The sequence below is a fragment of the Rhizobium sp. 21-4511-3d genome, assembly GCF_053522545.1.
On sequence record NZ_JBNWCF010000003.1, the window covers coordinates 457,751 to 474,664 of the forward strand.

The 16,914-nt window shown below is 62.5% G+C and carries 16 protein-coding genes; 7 read left to right on the plus strand and 9 right to left on the minus strand.

Annotated elements, in window-relative coordinates; translation table 11 throughout:
* Positions 1-96: 96 nt before the first annotated feature.
* A complete protein-coding gene (locus ACQZ5H_RS10530; RefSeq protein WP_449097616.1) occupies positions 97-1,395 on the plus strand; it encodes an MFS transporter in 1,299 nt (432 codons plus the stop codon).
* Here the strand turns inward: ACQZ5H_RS10530 and ACQZ5H_RS10535 are convergent.
* The 8 genes from ACQZ5H_RS10535 to ACQZ5H_RS10570 all read right to left on the minus strand — a co-directional run bounded on the left by ACQZ5H_RS10535 (position 1,385) and on the right by ACQZ5H_RS10570 (position 9,279).
* The gene (locus ACQZ5H_RS10535) at positions 1,385-2,422 is read right to left on the minus strand and encodes a LacI family DNA-binding transcriptional regulator (protein WP_413711893.1); all 1,038 of its coding nucleotides are present in this window, start codon (positions 2,420-2,422) and stop codon (positions 1,385-1,387) included. The two genes, ACQZ5H_RS10530 and ACQZ5H_RS10535, sit on opposite strands and share 11 nt — an antisense overlap.
* A gap of 81 nt (positions 2,423-2,503) precedes the next feature.
* Positions 2,504-3,259 carry a phosphodiesterase gene (locus ACQZ5H_RS10540; RefSeq protein WP_449097617.1) on the minus strand — a complete coding sequence of 252 codons (756 nt, stop codon included), beginning with the start codon at positions 3,257-3,259 and terminating at the stop codon, positions 2,504-2,506.
* Complete coding sequence (locus tag ACQZ5H_RS10545) at positions 3,256-4,077, minus strand: inositol monophosphatase family protein (RefSeq protein WP_449097618.1); 822 nt, start codon at positions 4,075-4,077, stop codon at positions 3,256-3,258. Before ACQZ5H_RS10545 ends, ACQZ5H_RS10540 begins: the two co-directional genes overlap by 4 nt.
* Positions 4,078-4,092: 15 nt before the next feature.
* The gene (locus ACQZ5H_RS10550) at positions 4,093-5,136 is read right to left on the minus strand and encodes a LacI family DNA-binding transcriptional regulator (RefSeq protein ID WP_112712456.1); all 1,044 of its coding nucleotides are present in this window, start codon (positions 5,134-5,136) and stop codon (positions 4,093-4,095) included.
* A 9-nt stretch (positions 5,137-5,145) separates the two neighbouring features.
* Positions 5,146-5,904: an ABC transporter permease gene (locus ACQZ5H_RS10555; RefSeq protein WP_449097662.1), complete on the minus strand. Its 759-nt coding sequence runs from the start codon at positions 5,902-5,904 to the stop codon at positions 5,146-5,148.
* An 80-nt stretch (positions 5,905-5,984) separates the two neighbouring features.
* Positions 5,985-6,809 carry an ABC transporter permease gene (locus tag ACQZ5H_RS10560; protein WP_112712454.1) on the minus strand — a complete coding sequence of 275 codons (825 nt, stop codon included), beginning with the start codon at positions 6,807-6,809 and terminating at the stop codon, positions 5,985-5,987.
* A 175-nt stretch (positions 6,810-6,984) separates the two neighbouring features.
* On the minus strand, positions 6,985-8,118 hold the full coding sequence (locus tag ACQZ5H_RS10565; protein WP_449097619.1) for an ABC transporter substrate-binding protein: 1,134 nt from the start codon (positions 8,116-8,118) through the stop codon (positions 6,985-6,987).
* Positions 8,119-8,148: 30 nt separating this feature from the next.
* On the minus strand, positions 8,149-9,279 hold the full coding sequence (locus ACQZ5H_RS10570) for an ABC transporter ATP-binding protein (RefSeq protein ID WP_449097620.1): 1,131 nt from the start codon (positions 9,277-9,279) through the stop codon (positions 8,149-8,151).
* Positions 9,280-9,543: 264 nt separating this feature from the next.
* Here ACQZ5H_RS10570 and ACQZ5H_RS10575 point away from each other — a divergent pair, with 264 nt between their 5' ends.
* The 6 genes from ACQZ5H_RS10575 to ACQZ5H_RS10600 all read left to right on the plus strand — a co-directional run bounded on the left by ACQZ5H_RS10575 (position 9,544) and on the right by ACQZ5H_RS10600 (position 15,823).
* A complete protein-coding gene (locus ACQZ5H_RS10575) occupies positions 9,544-10,578 on the plus strand; it encodes a Gfo/Idh/MocA family protein (RefSeq protein WP_449097621.1) in 1,035 nt (344 codons plus the stop codon).
* 11 nt (positions 10,579-10,589) lie between these two features.
* Positions 10,590-11,492 carry a sugar phosphate isomerase/epimerase family protein gene (locus tag ACQZ5H_RS10580; protein WP_449097622.1) on the plus strand — a complete coding sequence of 301 codons (903 nt, stop codon included), beginning with the start codon at positions 10,590-10,592 and terminating at the stop codon, positions 11,490-11,492.
* A 90-nt stretch (positions 11,493-11,582) separates the two neighbouring features.
* On the plus strand, positions 11,583-12,842 hold the full coding sequence (locus tag ACQZ5H_RS10585; RefSeq protein WP_449097623.1) for an ABC transporter substrate-binding protein: 1,260 nt from the start codon (positions 11,583-11,585) through the stop codon (positions 12,840-12,842).
* Positions 12,843-12,907: 65 nt separating this feature from the next.
* Positions 12,908-13,816 carry a carbohydrate ABC transporter permease gene (locus ACQZ5H_RS10590; protein WP_130280049.1) on the plus strand — a complete coding sequence of 303 codons (909 nt, stop codon included), beginning with the start codon at positions 12,908-12,910 and terminating at the stop codon, positions 13,814-13,816.
* Positions 13,813-14,700, plus strand: a complete 888-nt coding sequence (locus ACQZ5H_RS10595; RefSeq protein ID WP_449097624.1) for a carbohydrate ABC transporter permease — start codon at positions 13,813-13,815, stop codon at positions 14,698-14,700. Before ACQZ5H_RS10590 ends, ACQZ5H_RS10595 begins: the two co-directional genes overlap by 4 nt.
* Before the next feature lie 46 nt (positions 14,701-14,746).
* Positions 14,747-15,823 carry an ABC transporter ATP-binding protein gene (locus tag ACQZ5H_RS10600; protein WP_449097625.1) on the plus strand — a complete coding sequence of 359 codons (1,077 nt, stop codon included), beginning with the start codon at positions 14,747-14,749 and terminating at the stop codon, positions 15,821-15,823.
* 15 nt (positions 15,824-15,838) lie between these two features.
* Here ACQZ5H_RS10600 and ACQZ5H_RS10605 read toward each other — a convergent pair whose 3' ends face one another.
* Entirely contained in the window at positions 15,839-16,870 is a 1,032-nt protein-coding gene (locus ACQZ5H_RS10605; RefSeq protein ID WP_449097626.1) for an aldo/keto reductase, read from the minus strand.
* Positions 16,871-16,914: the final 44 nt, after the last annotated feature.

Genomic DNA, 16,914 nt, shown 5'->3' on the forward strand with positions numbered 1-16,914 from the left:
GGCGTGCTTGCCATGTCTCCATTCGTTCAACGCCCGATTGATAATCCCCGGCCGGGCCATAAGTATCTGCTGAGACATAGCATTTGGAGACATAGCATGGTCAGCGAACGGGAACTGATTTCCAAGATCACCTGGCGCCTGATGCCTTTTCTCGGCATCCTCTATCTCATCGCTTACATCGACAGGCAGAATGTCAGCTTCGCCAAGTTGCAGATGGTTGGCGACCTCGGGATGAGCGAATATGCCTATGGCCTTGGGGCCTCGCTGTTCTTCATCGGCTATTTTCTCTTCGAGGTTCCAAGCAACCTGTTTCTCAATCGCCTCGGTGCGCGCATCTGGTTCGCGCGCATCCTGGTGTCCTGGGGCATCGTCACGATCGCGCTCGCCTATACGCAGAATGCGACGATGTTCTACATCCTGCGCTTCCTGCTCGGCGTCTGCGAGGCGGGCTTCTTTCCGGGTGTGCTCTACCTGCTGACGCTCTGGTTCCCGGCCGATTACCGCGGTCGCATGGTCGGCCTCTTCATGATCTTCAGTGCGCTCGCCAATGCCGTCGGCGCGCCGCTCGGCGGCATGCTGCTCGATCTCGATGGGCTCTATGGCTATGCGGGCTGGGAATGGGTGTTCCTGGCGACCGGGGTTCCGGCGGTTCTCGCCGGTATCGTCACCTTCTTCTATCTGCCTGACAATCCCGACAAGGCCTCGTTCCTCTCCACCGACGAGCGCAGCTGGCTGCATAACCGGCTGGAATCCGAAAATGCCGGAATGGGCGAAAATGCCGAGAACGGCTTCAAGGCGTTGATCGACCCGCGCGTGATGTTGATGGCGCTTTGCTATGTGGCCTTTCCGCTGGCGGCCTATGGTCTCAGCTATTGGCTGCCGACCATCGTCCATGGCTTCGGCGTCACCAATACCGTCAACGGTTTCCTCAACATCATCCCCTGGATCCTCGTGGCGATCGCGCTCTATGCCGTGCCCGCCATGGCCGACAAGGCGGCGTCGAAGACGCCCTACATCGTCATCCCGGCCTTCATTGGGGCTGCCTGCCTGCTGCTCTCGGCGCTGATCCCCAATAACACGCTGCAGTTCGCCTTCCTCTGCATTGCCGCAGCCGGCATTTTCGCGCCGCAGCCGGTATTCTGGAGCCTGCCCTCGCGCTTCCTCAAGGGTGCCGGTGCGGCTGCGGGTCTCGCTGCCATCAATTCGGTCGGCAATCTCGGTGGCTTCGTGGCGCAGAATGTCGTGCCCTGGATCAAGGATGCGACAGGCAGCACGATCGCGCCGATGATCTTCCTGGCCGTCTGCCTGGCGGCCGGTGCCCTGCTGGTCTTTGTGGTGACGCAGCTGATCGCCCGCAAGGATCACGCCCATACGGACGGCGCGCTCAGGACGTAAGCGTGAAGGCGTCGCTTTCGCCGGGCACCAGCTCCAGCGGCCAGATCGTGTTGCGGGCGCCGCGCGGGTAGGTCTCGGCATAGGCGGGCATCGTTGCCAGCAGGGTCTCGGCAAGTTCGATGCCGAGATCGCGCAGCGACATGCGAAAGCAGGTAAGCGACGGCTGCAGGAAGCGGCCGCGCGGCTCCTCGCGGAAACCGATGATGGCAAGGTCGCGCCCGGGCACGACGCCGGCCTCGACAAGGCGGCGGTAGAGGCCGATCGCCATCAGTTCGTAGATCAGGATGATCGCCGTCGGCTTGCCGTCAAGCAGCAGCAATTCGTGGCCCGCCTGATAGCCGCCCTGTTCGCTGGATTTCACCCGGATCACCAGCTTCGGATCATACTTGATCCCGTGCCGCTCCAGCGCCTGGCGATAGGAATCGACGAAGATATAGCCGAGGTTGATATCGTTGGAGGGGGCGGCGATGGCGATGGTGCGATGGCCCTTGGCCACCAGCCGGTCGACGGCGGATGCCGCCACGCCCTCGAAGTCCAGGTCGATCCAAGGATAGTTCTCGCCAGAGGAGCTGCGCCCCAGCGTCACGAAGGGAATCTTGGCCTTGACCAGGAGGTCGATGCGCTTGTCGATCCGCTGCGTCGCCGAGATGATCATCGCGTCGACGACCCGCCGCGCCACCATGCGTTTCAGATATTCGTGCGGGTCTTCGTCATTCGGGCAGGGCAGCATGACGAGGTCGAGCTTGTGGCGGGCAAGCACGCTCTGCAGGCCGCCGGTCAAGCCGAGGAAGAAGTTGTCGCTGTTTTCGACCGTCTCCTTGCTGGATTCGATCATCAGGCCGATGACGTTGGTCGTCCCCTGACGCAGGCTGCGGCCGGACTGGTTGGCGACGTAGCCGAGTTCCTCGGCGGCGGCGAGAACCCGCTTGCGGGTCTCCTCGTTGACATCGGGCTTGCCGTTCAGCGCGCGCGAGACGGTCCCGATCGAGATATCGAGATGTTTGGCAAGCTGCCGGATGCCCTTCATGTCAGCCGATCTTCCTCCGCGATCGAAAACGTGAGGCTTCTTCTTGCCATAGGAAAACGTTTTCGGAAAGCGGAGCCGCTCTCAATGGGCGAACTGGTGAATGTGGACGATAAGGCTGCCGCGATCGGCGAGGATGATCGAGTACATCGGCGGTTCGAAGCAGTTGGTGGTGGTCGGCGAAACGAAGTCCAATGCCGTCTGGTGATTGGTGCTGCGCAGGATGGTGAAGGGGATGCCCTGCCAGTTCCCCGTCACGAGCCGGTGCAGATGCCCGGCGAAGATATGCCTGACATCGCCATGCGCCTTCAGCAGTGCAAAGAGCGGCTCGGGATCGAGAAGGCCGAAGACGTCGAGGGCCGGTAGATGCACCTTGTCTGCCGGGTGGTGCATGAAGAGATAGACCGGGCGTCCCTTCGCCTCCTCGAGCTTCTCCTTCAGCCAGGCGAGCCTCTTATCGCAGAGCCTGCCGGTCACCTTGCCGTCATCCAGCGTGTCGAGGGTGATCACCCGTCCCTCGGGCAGATCGATCGCCGCTTGTGCGAAACCGTTCTTCGCCATCTGGCCGGGAAAGACGGTGGCGAAGTTTTCGCGGATATCGTGATTACCGAGCATCAGGCGGATCGGGAGCTTCGACCGGGAAACGCGTTCTTCGAGGATCCGGTAGGTATCCTCGCCGCCAGTCTCGGAGAGATCGCCCGACACGACGACGAGATCGGCATCCGAATGATGGGCTTCGACGTCGGCGAGGCAGGCATCCATGCGCGCGGCCGGATCGAGGCCGAGCAGGGTGCCGCCTGACGGAACGAGGTGGAAATCGGAAATGTGGATGAGCTTCATGACCGGGCTTCCGCGTCTTCGAGGGAGCGCTCGACGAGCGCCAGCAATTCATCCCGCATCTGCGGCGCGGCGGCGATGACCGGGCCGCCGGTCAGGAGAGTCCCGCCTTCGCCGGGGAAATCGGCGGTCCAGCCGCCGGCTTCGCGGATCATCAGCAGGCCCGCGGCGCAATCCCAGGCGTTGATATGCGGCTCATAGTAGCCGGCAAGGCGCCCGCAGGCGACCTGCGCCAGCATCAGGGCACCGGAGCCGTTGCGGATGAACATGCCACCGGCTTCGAGCAGCCGCTGCACGAAGCAGGAGACCTGGCGCAGCGGAATGCGGAAATTGGCGCCGACGCCGAGCAACCCGGTCGAAATGCGGCCGGTTTGGCTGACTTCCATCGGGCGGCCGTTGAGCTGTGCCCCGGCACCCTGCCTGGCGACGAAGAGATCGCCGGTCGAGGGCTGGCAGATCAGCCCGAGGACAGTCTCGGTGCCGCGCATCACGGCGATCGAGATGCACCACTGGTCGATGCCGTGAAGGAAGCAGCTGGTGCCGTCGATCGGATCGACGACCCAGAGATAGCCGGAAGGACCTTCGCTGAGGCCTTCCTCTTCGCCGAGAACGCCGTCATCGGGGAAGGCGGCGGCGATCCTTTCGCGGATCAATGCCTCGACCGATTTGTCGGCCTCGCTGACCACGTCCTGGCCATTCAGCTTCTGGCTGGTTTCCAGAGAGGAGAGGTCGCGAAAATAGGCAAGCGCCTTCGCGCCAGCTTCAAGGATCACCTCGCGCGCCAGCACGAAGCGCGGATCGTCGGGGAATTCGCAGGGCATCGGTATCTTTCTGGATCAGGGCACGAAGCTGTCGCGCACGACAAACTCGGGGATGACCCGTTCGTAGGCGGGGGGCAGATCGGGATTGGCGAGGCGCTTTTCCACCAGCTCGACGGCGCGCTGGGCCATGACGATCGGGTCCTGGCGGAAGGTGGTGAGCCTGTAGCTCAGCCAGGCGGCCTCCGGCACGTCGTCGAAACCGATCACGGCGACATCATCGGGCACACTGAGGCCGAGCGTGGTGCGGACATAGTCCATCAGGCCGAAGGCGATCTGGTCGTTGGCGCAATAGACGGCATCCGGATAATCGGCGGCGCTGGCGAAAAGCTGCTTTGCCGCAGCAATGCCGCTGTCATAGTCGGAGTCCTTGCCGCGGCCGATCGCAACGCTGGCGCCGAGCGCCTCGGCTGCGGTCTTGAAGGCGGTCTCGCGCTCGGCAATGCTCGATGTCGCCGAGAAGGAGGTGGCAACGGCAAGCTTGCGGCGGCCCTTCTCGAAAAAGGCGTTGGCCGCCTTGCGCGATGCCTCTGAATTGCCGGCACGGACATGGTCGGCATCCGGCTCGGAGCGGCCGATGACGACGAGCGGCTGGCCGTTGCGATGCGCAAGCTCGAAGAAATTCGCCGGCGGCGAGCCGGAAAGGATGATCGTCGCCTCGGCGCGGTGGCCGATCAGCATCTTCTGGGCGGCGAGCATTTCCTCTTCGGTCTGGCCTGTGTTGATCAGGATCGGGATGCTGCCGCGCTGGATCAGCGCCTTGGAAAGCGCTGCTGCCAGATGGGCTCGGAAGCCCACTTCCGGCCGCGTCGCGACGATGCCGACCAGCCGGCTCTGATTGGCGAGCACGCCACGTGCAAGGTCGTTGACGTGGTAGCCGAGCTCTTCCGCCGCCTTCAGCACCCGTTCGCGGGTGGCAGGGGCAACGCTGGCGCCGGGCGTAAAGGTGCGCGACACCGCCGAGCGCGAGACACCGGCGAGCTGCGCCACCTGTTCGGCGCTGACGAAGCGCATCCGCTCCTTGCGCTGGTTCTTGAGGTCGTTGGTTGGGCCGTCATTCATGGCAATCTCTCAGTGCCCCACACGCGATAGGACGTCTGCCTTCAGGAATCGCTCAACGATAAGCATAAAAACCAAGGATGGAATGAGCAGCAAGAGGGCGGTGATCGACGCGATCTGATAATTGCCGCCCGAACCCGCAGTATACAGCAGAAGCGGCAGCATGTTCACGTCAGGAGCGCCCACAAAATAGCTGCCGGTAAATTCGTCGAGGCTCTCGAGGAAAACGAAGATGGCGCTCGCCATCAGGCCGGGTGCGGCGAGCGGCAGCGTGATGTCCATGAAGGCGCGCATGGCGCTGGCACCGGCCGAACGCGCCGCCTGTTCCAGCTCCTCGTCGATCGCCGAGAAGGCTGCCGTCGCGATCCAGACCGCATAGACGAGACCATGCGAGGCGTGGACGAGGACGACGCCGAGGATCGTGCCGTTGAGGCGGATCTCGTAGAAAATCCGGGCGACGTTCACGTAGACGGTGAGATTTGGAAAGGCCTGTGGAATGAGGAAGGCGAGCAGGATCAGCGCCCGAAACGGCAGCTTCAGCCGCGCCAGCGCATAGCCTGCCGGGATCGCTAGCAACAGCGAAACGACGACGGTCAGCACCGCGACGATCAGAGAATTGGTGAGCGACTCCACCGCGCCGCCACGCGGGGCGAACACCTTTGCCCAGCTGCTGAAGCCATATTGCAGCGGCAGGCTGTGCGGGAAGTACCATTTCTCCGCGACAGTCCAGAGCAGTAGATTGGCGAGCGGCCCGAAGATGAAGAAGGCCATCAGCCCGAAGATGATGGCGCGCGGGATCCACCAGAGCGCCGAGAGCGGATGTGATTGCGTGGCGGATAGCGTTGCGGTGCTCATGCGCGCTCCTTCAGGCTCTGGCGCAGATAAATCCAGGCGACCGACGAAGCGAGCACCAGCGACACGAGGCCGAGCGCATTGGCCACGCCGTAATCGCCATAGGCGTTGACGCGGAAGGCGATATCGGCCGTCAGCATCGTCGGCGACTGGGCGTTGATCATCAGCGGCACAGACAGGACCGACATCATCGTCACGAAGGAGAGGATGAGGCCGACGGTCAGCGTCACCGACACCTGCGGCACGAGGATTTCGAAGAGGACGCGCAGTTTCGAGGCGCCGAGATTGCGCGCAGCCTCGATCGTGTCGCGGTTGACGGATGCCATGGCTCCGGCGACGAGCAGCGCCACGAAGGGCGTCTGCTTCCAGACGAAGGCGATGACGATGCCGCGCCAGTCCAGATAACTTTGCGCATCGAGCGGCGTCAGAAGGCCGAGACTGATCAGCGTGCTGTTCATCAGGCCGCTCTTGGCAAGGAAGGTGCGCAGGATCTGGCCGACGACGATGAATGGAATGAACATCGGCCAGCGATAGAGCCAGCGCAGGATCGCGACCGCGACCGGGTGCTCGCCAAGCGTCAGATAGCCGCCGATGGCGATCGAGGCGAGACCGATGAGGATCGTGGAAATGGTGATGATCACCACCGAGAAGACGATGTCTTTCGTGTAGAGATCGAAGGTCTTGTAGAAATTGTCCCAGCCGAACCCGCCGCCTTCGATCCTGAAGGCGCCGACCGCCGACATGACCAGCGGCAGGATGAAGAGGAAGGCGATCACCGCCAGTGCAGGGAGCACGAGCAGGAGACCGAGCAGGCGTCTGGACATCGTTCGACCTCGCTTCTTGTTCCCTTCTCCCCTCGGGGAGAAGGTGGCCCAGAGGGCCGGATGAGGGGGTGACAAGGTGGGGAGCGGCCTTACTTGCGCCGGCCGTTCGCTCCTTCGTCGCTCCCCCTCATCTGTCCTTCGGACATCTTCTCCCCGCCGGGGAGAAGACAGTGCGTTACTTCACAGACTGCTCGTAAGCCTCGAGGATCGCCGTGTTGTACTGGGCGATCGGGAAAGGCTTGCCCTTGGTGGCGAGATCTTCAGGCGTAATGTCCACGAAGAGCTTGTTCCAGGTCGCGTCGTCGAGCTTCGGCTTGACGAACTGCGCGTCGATGCCCGGATACCAGTTGAACTTCTTGACGATGCCGTCGGCCTGGACTTCCGGGCTGGTAGCGAGCGCGATGAACTTCTCCGCGAGATCCTTATGCGATGCCTTGGCCGGAACGACATAGTGCATCGGCTGGCCCGGCATGCCCGGAGCCGGCAGGACGAGCTTCAGCTCGGGCGGCAGCTGGCCGTTAGCCTGCCAGGAGTAGAACATGTCGACCCAGACCGGGCCCATGGCGATTTCGCCGCGCGACAGGAGGTCGAGCGTGCCGGCATTGCCCGGCGTCAGCGTCGCGTTCTTGGTGAAGTCGGCGAGGCTCTTGAAGGCATCGCCCCACTTGGCGGTTTCGTCCTGCTTGAACGGACCGGTCATCAGGTTGTTGGCATCGCCGCCGCCGAAGGCGTAGATCCAGCCCATTACGAAGCTGACGCCGGAAGCGCCGCCCTTGATGCCGTTATAGCCGAACTGCTTCGGGTGCTCCTTTGCCCATGCGGCGAGCTCGGTGTAGCTCTTCGGCGGGTTCGGAACGAGCGTCGGGTTATAGGCGATCGCCGTCTGGCTGTTGAACATCGGCATGACATAGCCATCGACGTCGGAGCCGAGAGCGTTCTTGGCATTGTCGCGCGAGACCAGCTTGCCGGTGTCGATCGCGCCGCGATACTTTTCGAGATAGCCCTTCTGGACCATCGGGCCGGCGAACTTCTCGTGGACGACGGCGACGTCGATATCCCAGTTGGCGGTGTTGGCGGCCTGCTGGGCGTCGAAGCGCTCGAGGATCTTCTGCGAGCCGGCATCGCCGGGACCGGTGCCGACGGCACGGACGGTGTTGCCCGGATAGGTCTTTTCAAAGAGCGGTCCGAGATACTGGTTGATGTAATCGACCATGTTCTGGTCGCCGGCGGTTGCGACGGTCAGCTCATCGGCCTTGACGGGCAGGGCGGCGAGGGCGACGGCGAAAGCTGCATAGGTCAGTCTTTTCATGAGTGCTCTCCAGGGTTCAAAGGAATAAAGTCATGCGTGGGCTTTCCCGGCCGCGGACCGGGAAATGGAAATGGCCGGGTTGGACTCCGGCGAATTGAAGAGGAAAAGCGCGTCCGGCCCGACGTGGACCTGCACGCGGTCGCCGGGCTCGAAGGCGCGCGGCGCATCGGCCATGATCTCGCGATCGCCAAGCCGCACCGAATGGCGCCAATGGCCGCCGGGATAGCTGACGGCGGTGACTTCGCCGGTGAAAGTCATGCCGGGCGCGGCAATTGGCGTATCCATCGGCAGGAGCTGCGCCGCTTCCGGCCGGAAGCGGGCTTCGACCGCGCCTGACTGCAGCTGGCGGCCGAGAAGCGCGACGCTGCCCGCGGCATTCGCAGGCCCGGCGGCGATATGGAAACTGTCACCCTGCGGGCTGCCTTCCAGGAAAAGCACGTTCTCGGCGCCCATGAAGGCAGCGACGAAAGCTGAAGCCGGACGATTGTAGACGTCCTCGGGCGTACCCTGCTGGGCGATCTCGCCGGCATTCAGGATGACGATCCGGTCGGCCATGACCATCGCCTCTTCTCGATCGTGCGTGACGTGGACGGCGGTGATGCCGAGGCGTTTCTGCAGTGCGCGCAATTCGTGGCGTACCGTCAGGCGGATGCGGGCGTCGAGATTGGAAAGCGGTTCGTCGAGCAGCAGGATCTCGGGGTCGACCGCCAGCGCGCGCCCGAGGGCGACACGCTGGCGCTGGCCGCCGGAGAGCGCTGCCGGTTTGCGCGCTCCGAGCCCATCGAGACCGAGAAGTTTCTGCATGGCATTGACCCGCTCGGCGATCGCTGCCTTGGCGACACCCTTGAGCTTCAGGCCGTAGCCGATGTTCTGCGCCACCGTCATGTGCGGCCACAGCGCATAGGACTGGAAGACCAGCGCCATGCCGCGCTTGTCCGGCGGCATGTAGGTCACGTCGCGCTGGCGCACCGAGACGGTGCCGGAGGACGGGGCGATGAAGCCTGCCAGAACGCGCAGCAGCGTCGTCTTTCCGCAGCCGGAAGAGCCGAGCAGCGCCACGAACTCGCCGCGCTGGATGCTGAGGTTGATATCGTTCAGAACCTTGGTGTTGCCATATCTGCAGGCAACAGAATTCAGTTCCAGAAACGCGTCCTGGTTCATCGTGTCTCCTCCCATTGCACGGCTGTGCAATCCGATCCCGAGCTTAGTAGAATGTTTGTTTAACAGCCAGATGACATGGCGGATTTTTTTGTGCTGCAGCGCAATGCAAAGCCGGCTAAGGCCGCGTTTATGCTCATGTTTTCCGCAGCATTTTCTCTAAATTAAGCCTGTCTTGACAGCGGGAAACGTTTCTGAATACTATCGTAAACGTTTACGGGATGCGTTTTCGAAGGATGGTTGAAGACGCGCCACGGGAGGAAATCAGTGAAACTGAATGCCGTTCTCTGCGGGTGCGGAGCTATGTCCAAAGGCTGGCTGAGCGCGATCAAGGAAACGCCGGCGCTGGCCGATGCGATCGCGATCAGGGGTCTCGTGGATCTCAACCCCGAGGTCGCGCAGGCGCTTGCCGCCGAGTTCGGTCTCGGCGATGCCGTGATCGGCACTGATCTTAACGACGTCATCACGCAGACCAGGGCCGATATCGTCTTCGACGTCGTCATTCCCGCGGCCCGCTTTGCCGTGGTCTCCGCAGCGCTGAAGGCTGGTTGCCACGTGCTCAGCGAAAAGCCGATGGCGACGTCGCTTGCAGAGGGCGCCGCCCTGATCGATCTCGCCGCCGAGGCCGGCAAGGTCCACGCGATCATCCAGAACCGTCGCTTCATTTCGGGCGTGCGCCGCATGCGCCGTTTCGTCGAGAGCGGAGCGATTGGCGATCTCACCGGCATCCATTGCGACTTCTTCATCGCCCCGCATTTCGGCGGCTTCCGCGAGGAGATGGATAATGTCCTGTTGCTCGACATGGCGATCCACACCTTCGATGCGGCCCGCTACGTCGCCGGCAAGAAGCCGCTCGCCGTCTACTGCGTCGAGAAGAACCCGAAGGGATCCTGGTACCGCCACGGCGCCTCGGCCAATGCCACTTTCGAATTCGCCGATGATGTGGTCTTCACCTATCGCGGCTCCTGGTGCGCCGAAGGCGAACGCACCAGCTGGGAAAGCGAATGGCGCCTCGTCGGCTCGAAGGGAATGCTCACCTGGGATGGCGCCGAGAATTTCAGCGCCGCCACCTCCGGCGCCGAGCCCGGCCTGCTGCATGGCTTCACGTCCGTAGAGGTTCCCGGCCCCGAGCATGACGAAGAGACGCACGGCCACGCCAGCGTGATCGCCAGCTTCATCGAGGCGATCCGCTCGGGCAAGCGGCCGGAGACGGCCAGTTCCGACAATATCCGAAGCCTTGCCATGGTCTTCGGCGCCATCGAGAGCGCCAGGACGGGCAAGCGCGTCGAAATTTCAGCATAAGGAATGAGAACGTGAGCAACCCCGCAAAGTCCATCCGCATCGGCACCATGATCAGCGCCTCGAGTGGCGGCGCCGCCGAGCGCATCGGCCAGATCGCCGGCATGGGTTTCGAAAGCTTCGAGCCCTTCTTCTGGCAGACGACGAATGGGCAGGATCTCGCCGAGCTTGGCAAGCGCTGCAAGGATGCGATCGGCGACCGCGACATCACGATCTCGACGCTCGGCATGTTCGGCAATCCGCTGGAGGAAACCGAGATCGACCTGCAGACGCTGCAGGGCTGGAAGGATTGCATCGACAACGCCCATCATTTCGGCGCCACCTGCGTTGCCGGCTTTACCGGCCGCATCCGCGGCAAGGTGCTGACCGACAGCCTGCCGCGCTACAAGCAGATCTGGAGCGAACTTGCCAAACGCGCCGCCGACAAGGGCGTCAGGATCGCCTTCGAGAACTGCGCCATGGACGGCAACTGGGCGACCGGTGACTGGAACATTGCCCATAACCCGGATGCCTGGGAGCTGATCTTCAACGAGACGCCGGATGACAATATTGGCCTCGAATGGGAACCCTGCCACCAGATGGTCTATCTCATCGAGCCGTTGCCGCAGATCCGCAAATGGGCCTCGAAGATCTTCCATGTGCACGGCAAGGACGCGACGATCCGCTGGGACGTCATCAAGGAACACGGCATCTTCGGCAAGGAAAAGTTCGTCTTCATGCGCACGCCGGGCTTCGGCGACAGCAACTGGACCGACATCATTTCCGAGCTTCGCCTCGCCGGCTGGTCGGGCTCGATCGACATCGAAGGCTGGCACGACCCCGTTTATCGCGACGCGCTGGAGATGACCGGCCAGGTCCATGCGCTGAACCATCTGAAACAAGCCCGGGGCGGCGATTTTGTTGCCGATCCCGGCTGAGTGACCTATCGTGCGGTGTGCCGGCGGGGAGGCCAGGCGCGACGCTCATGTGACAGCTTTCGCGGCACAGCCGCTTTTTGGGAGGAAAGTATGAAAGCGATATCAAGACTTGCGTTCGCTCTCGGCGTCTCGGTGCTGATGTCCGGCACCGTTCATGCGGAGGACAAGACCTTCAAGATCTGGTGGTATGAGGACGCGGCGAGTGCCGCCGGCATCACCTGGAAGAAGGCGCTCGAAACCTTTCAGGAAAAGCACCCCGACGTCAAAGTTCAGTTCGAACTGAAGACCTTCGACCAGATCACCAAGTCCGGCACCATGATCCTCAATTCGGCCGAGGCGCCGGATCTGATGGAATATAACAAGGGTAATGCCGTTGCCGGCCTCGCTGCATCGCAGGGCCTGCTGACCGATCTCGGAGACGTTGCCAAGCAGCGCGGCTGGGACAAGGTTCTCTCCGATGCCAGCAACCAGCTGAGCCGCTATGACGAGAAGGGCATCTATGGCAACGGCCCGCTGATCGGCGTTGCCAATTACGGTGAATTCGTCTCGGTCTTCTACAACGAGAACATGTTCAAGGAAGCCGGCGTCGAAGTGCCGAAGACGCTGGAAGACATGGAAAAGGTGATGGATGTCTTCGTCAAGAAGGGCATCACCCCCATTGCCGAAGCTGCCAACGACTATCCGGCACAGCACCTGATGTATCTCTTCGCGCTGTCGAAGGCCGATGCGAAGTGGGTCAACGATTTCCAGGCGATCCGCGCGCCGCTCGACTCCGCGCCCTTCGTCTATGCCGGCCAGAAACTGCAGGAATGGGTCAAGAAGGGCTATATTTCCAAGGATTCGACCGGCCTGAAGGCGCCTGACATGGCCAACCTGTTCGAAACCGGCAAGTCGCCGATGGTGGTCACCGGCACCTGGTATGGCGCCCAGTTCGGCGCGATCAAGAACTTCAAGGCCAGCCAGTTCCTGTTCCCGGGCAATGTCATCTCGCCGGCCTCGACGGGCAACATCTGGGTCGTTCCGAAGAACGCCAAGAACAAGGACCTCGCCTACGACTTCATCGACATCACGCTGTCGAAGGATAACCAGGCGCTGTTCGGCAATTCCGGTGGTCTGCCGATCGCTGCCGATCCGGCCATGGTCACCGATCCCGTCGGCAAGATCGAGGTCGAGCTCTTCAACAAGCTGGTCGCGCAGAACGGCCTCGGCTTCTATCCCGACTGGCCGGTCCCCGGCTATTACGACGTCATGCTGAAGGCGACGCAGGCAGTCATCGGCGGTTCGGTCACTCCCGAAGAATTCGCCGAGCGCCTGAAGGAGCCCTACGACGAAGTCCAGGGCGACCAGTAACAGATATGCGCGACCGGCGGGGCGCTCTGGCGCCCTGCCAATTCTCGAATGACGCTGGAGGAAATATGTCGGGCGCATCCTCGGACGCACAGCCGGGCAGGGTTTATTGGTTCTACCTCATTCCCGGAATGCTTGGCTTCGTCACCATCATCCTCGTCCCCTTCGTCATGAACCTGATGATCAGCTTCACGACGTGGAAGGGCATCGGCATCCCGAAATTCGCCGGTCTGCGCAATTACGAGCGGCTGCTGACGGATGACACGTTCTGGCATTCGCTGGTCAATACGGCCGCCTTCGTCTTCGCCATGGCGATCATCCCGACTGCGATCGGGGTGCTGCTTGCGGCACTGCTCTTCGATTATATCAGCTCGCGTTTTTCGAATGCGCTCGCAAGCTTCTTCCGGGCGGGCTTCTATCTGCCGCAGATCCTGCCGGTCTCGGCCGCGGGTATCCTCTGGGGCTGGATGCTGAACCCGTTCGGCATCGTCAACGCCATGCTCGATGCCACCGGTCTCGGAGGTCTGAAACAGAACTGGCTCGGCGAACCGCAGCTGGCGCTATGGGCGATCATGGTCGTCATGGTCTGGCTGCAGCTCGGCTATTGCCTCGTCGTCTTCATGTCGGGCCTCGCCCGCGTCGATCCCTCGCTGCAGGAGGCGGCCGAGCTCGATGGCGCCGCCTGGCTGCCGCGCTTCTGGACGATCACCGTTCCGCTTCTGAAGCCTGAAATCTTCGTGGTCGGCCTGACGACGACCATTGCCGCGCTCAAGGTCTTCGCGCCAATCTTCGTGTTGACCTCCGGCGGGCCTGATAACGCCACGATGGTGCCGTCGCAAATGTCCTACCACGAGTTTTTCGCGACCAACCGCGTCGGATATGGCGCGGCGATTACCACCGCGCAGATGCTGATGACCCTCGTCATCTGCTTTATCTTCATCCGCATCCAGGCACGCCATACGGAGAATGACCGATGAGTGAAGCGGCGATCTCGCTCGATACGTCCAGCAAGGCTGCACATGCGACATCGGCAGGATCCATGTACGGATCGTCGCGCTGGTGGGTGCTGGCTGCCATCTCCTTCGCGCTCATCCTGTTCCTGTGCCCCTTCGTGCTGGCCTTCACCAATGCGATCCGCACGCCTGAGGATTACGGCACCTGGGGTCCGCTGGCTTTCCCGCGCAGCTTCGACCTCACGGCGCTGAAGACCTTCTGGAACAATGTCGATTTCACGCAGAAGCTGATCAACAGCACGATCATCAGCGCATCGACGGCCGTCATTGCCGTGCTGCTGAGTCTCCTCAATGCCTATGCCTTCGGGATCGGCCGGGTGAAGGGCAGCAAGTACATGCTGACCATCCTGCTCGTCGGCATCATGATCCCGCATGAATCGCTGGTCTATCCGATCTATTATCTCTCGAAGGCCGTCGGACTTTTCGACACGATCTGGTCCGTCATCATCGTCTTCTCGGTCCTGCAGAGCGCCTTCGGCACCTATCTTCTCTCCTCGGTCATGACCGCCTTTCCGCGCGAGATCATTGAGGCCGCCGAAATGGACGGCGCGACGCCGTGGAAGATCCTCTGGACCATCGTCGTGCCGATGCTGATGCCGACGCTCGCCGTGCTCGCGACCTTCTTCTTCATCTGGACGTGGAACGAGTTCCTGTTGCCGCTGGTGCTGCTGGTATCGAACTTCAACCAGACGGTCTCGGTCTCCATGGGCGTGCTCAACGGCCAGTTCGTGCAGACGCCGACGACGACGGCGGCCGCCGCCCTGCTGGGCATTGCGCCGACATTGATCTTCTTCCTGATCTTCCAGCGCACCCTGACGCGCGGCATCGCGGTGGGGGCCGTGAAATGATGGCAATGACAAATCCGCCCTTCGTTCCAATTACAGGTCGCCGCGCATGAACCAGGATATCCAGATCGAGCTCTCCGGAATCGAGAAGCATTACGGCGCCTACCACGCCCTCAAGAATATCAACCTGACGATCCCGAAGGGGCAGTTCGTGGCGCTGGTCGGCCCTTCCGGCTGCGGAAAGTCGACGCTGCTGCGCTCGCTCGCAGGGCTGGAACGGATCACCGGCGGCACGATGAAGATCGCCGGCGACGTGATGAACGACGTGCCGCCGCGCATGCGCGATATCGCCATGGTGTTCCAGTCCTACGCGCTCTATCCGCATATGACGGTGGAGCAGAACCTCACTTATTCGCTGCGGATGCGGAAGGTCCCGAAGCCCGAGGCGAAGCGCAAGGCTGAGGAAGTCGCCACGATCGCCGGCTTGAGCGGCCTCCTCGACCGCTATCCCCGCCAGCTCTCCGGCGGCCAGCGCCAGCGTGTCGCCATGGGCCGCGCCATCATCCGCAATCCCAAAGCCTTCCTGTTCGACGAGCCGCTTTCCAATCTGGATGCTGCATTGCGCGTCTCGATGCGCAAGGAAATCCGCGCTTTGCACGACCGGCTGCATGCGACATCGGTTTACGTCACGCATGACCAGATCGAGGCCATGACCATGGCCGACCATGTCGTCGTCATGCGCGACGGCATCATCGAGCAGCAGGGCAAGCCGCTCGATCTCTATGACAGGCCGGCTAACAAGTTCGTCGGCGGTTTCATCGGTTCACCGGCGATGAATTTCGTCCCTGCAATCGTCGGTGAAGACGGACGGAGCCTGACCCTGGATTTCGGCACGGTGAAGCAAACCATCGCCTCCGGCCATCAGCTGCAGGCGGGCCTCAAGGTGACGGCAGGACTGCGGCCCGAACATCTCGGCATTACCGGCCAGGGGCAGGGCACTTTCGACGTGCCGGTCGCCTTCGTGGAATCGACGGGCTCGTCGACCTTCGTCGCGACCGCAACAACGCCGGAGCTGACGATCGTGCAGACCGGCCGCAGTGGCGCGCATGCCGGCGAAACCATCGGCGTCACCGTCGATCCGGCCCATCTTCATCTTTTCGACGAAACGAGCGGCGTCAGGATCTGACGCCGCCCCTGATGGTTAGCGTCCGCCTTCCATCTTGCGGTGGCGCTGGTTGGTGCCGTTGACACCGTAGGGATATTGGCCGGGCGTCGGCGCGCTGATGTCCGTCAGGCGCTGCGTTTCCTCATCCGAGAGCGTCAGCTTGGCGGCGCCGAGATTGTCGGCGAGCTGCTCGGTGGTGCGGGCGCCGAGGATGACCGAGGTAACGGCCGGACGCGCCGCGACCCAGGCGAGTGCAACCTGCGCCATGCTGACACCGCGTGCCCTCGCGATTTCCTCGACAGTGGCGATGATATCCCAGGTGCGCTCTTGCGCATTGCGGGCCTCATAGGCCTCGCCGCCACGCTTCGGGTTTTCACCGAGACGGGTGGCACCGGTCGGCATCTGGTCGCGCTTGTATTTGCCGGTCAGCCAGCCGCCGCCGAGCGGCGACCACGGAAGCAGGCCCATGCCGGCATCCTGGCAGGCGGCGACGATCTCGAGCTCGATATCGCGCATCAGCAGATTGTACTGCGGCTGCAGCGTGACCGGGCGCGTATAGCCTCGCGCCTTGGCGATCTCGGAGGCCTTGGCAATGTGCCAGCCGACATAGTTCGAGAAGCCGTAATAGCCGATCTTGCCGGCCGAAACGGCGTCGTCGAGAAAGCGCAGCGTCTCCTCGATCGGCGTCAGCGCGTCCCAGGCATGCATCTGGTAGAGATCGATATGATCGACGCCGAGGCGTTTCAGAGAGGCATTGAGCGCGGCATGCAGATGCTTGCGCGACAGGCCGATATCGTTGGGTCCTTCACCCATCGGAAAGCGGCCCTTGGTGGCGATCACGGCCTGTTTGGCCTCTGTCGGCCGGGCCTTCAGCCAGCGGCCGGTGATCTCTTCGGAGACGCCGGCGCTATAGACGTCGGCGGTATCGATGAAATTGCCGCCCCAGGCGAAATAGTCGTCGAGCAGCTTGTGCGAAGTGGCTTCATCCGACTCCGCGCCGAATGTCATGGTCCCGAGGCAATAGGCGGTCACGATGGTGCCGCTCGGGCCGAGCTTGCGATAATCCATTGAAAATCCTCCATTTCAAAAGACATGGCAAGCTACCGCGCCGT

Excerpts from the sequence above, each read along its gene's own strand:
- ACQZ5H_RS10555 (WP_449097662.1), bottom strand. The coding sequence starts at position 5,904 with ATGGCCTTCTTCATCTTCGGGCCGCTCGCCAATCTACTGCTCTGGACT.
- ACQZ5H_RS10550 (WP_112712456.1), bottom strand. The coding sequence starts at position 5,136 with ATGAATGACGGCCCAACCAACGACCTCAAGAACCAGCGCAAGGAGCGG.
- ACQZ5H_RS10545 (WP_449097618.1), bottom strand. The coding sequence starts at position 4,077 with ATGCCCTGCGAATTCCCCGACGATCCGCGCTTCGTGCTGGCGCGCGAG.
- ACQZ5H_RS10585 (WP_449097623.1), top strand. The coding sequence starts at position 11,583 with ATGAAAGCGATATCAAGACTTGCGTTCGCTCTCGGCGTCTCGGTGCTG.
- ACQZ5H_RS10605 (WP_449097626.1), bottom strand. The coding sequence starts at position 16,870 with ATGGATTATCGCAAGCTCGGCCCGAGCGGCACCATCGTGACCGCCTAT.
- ACQZ5H_RS10530 (WP_449097616.1), top strand. The coding sequence starts at position 97 with ATGGTCAGCGAACGGGAACTGATTTCCAAGATCACCTGGCGCCTGATG.
- ACQZ5H_RS10595 (WP_449097624.1), top strand. The coding sequence starts at position 13,813 with ATGAGTGAAGCGGCGATCTCGCTCGATACGTCCAGCAAGGCTGCACAT.
- ACQZ5H_RS10570 (WP_449097620.1), bottom strand. The coding sequence starts at position 9,279 with ATGAACCAGGACGCGTTTCTGGAACTGAATTCTGTTGCCTGCAGATAT.
- ACQZ5H_RS10590 (WP_130280049.1), top strand. The coding sequence starts at position 12,908 with ATGTCGGGCGCATCCTCGGACGCACAGCCGGGCAGGGTTTATTGGTTC.
- ACQZ5H_RS10560 (WP_112712454.1), bottom strand. The coding sequence starts at position 6,809 with ATGTCCAGACGCCTGCTCGGTCTCCTGCTCGTGCTCCCTGCACTGGCG.
- ACQZ5H_RS10540 (WP_449097617.1), bottom strand. The coding sequence starts at position 3,259 with ATGAAGCTCATCCACATTTCCGATTTCCACCTCGTTCCGTCAGGCGGC.
- ACQZ5H_RS10565 (WP_449097619.1), bottom strand. The coding sequence starts at position 8,118 with ATGAAAAGACTGACCTATGCAGCTTTCGCCGTCGCCCTCGCCGCCCTG.
- ACQZ5H_RS10535 (WP_413711893.1), bottom strand. The coding sequence starts at position 2,422 with ATGAAGGGCATCCGGCAGCTTGCCAAACATCTCGATATCTCGATCGGG.
- ACQZ5H_RS10600 (WP_449097625.1), top strand. The coding sequence starts at position 14,747 with ATGAACCAGGATATCCAGATCGAGCTCTCCGGAATCGAGAAGCATTAC.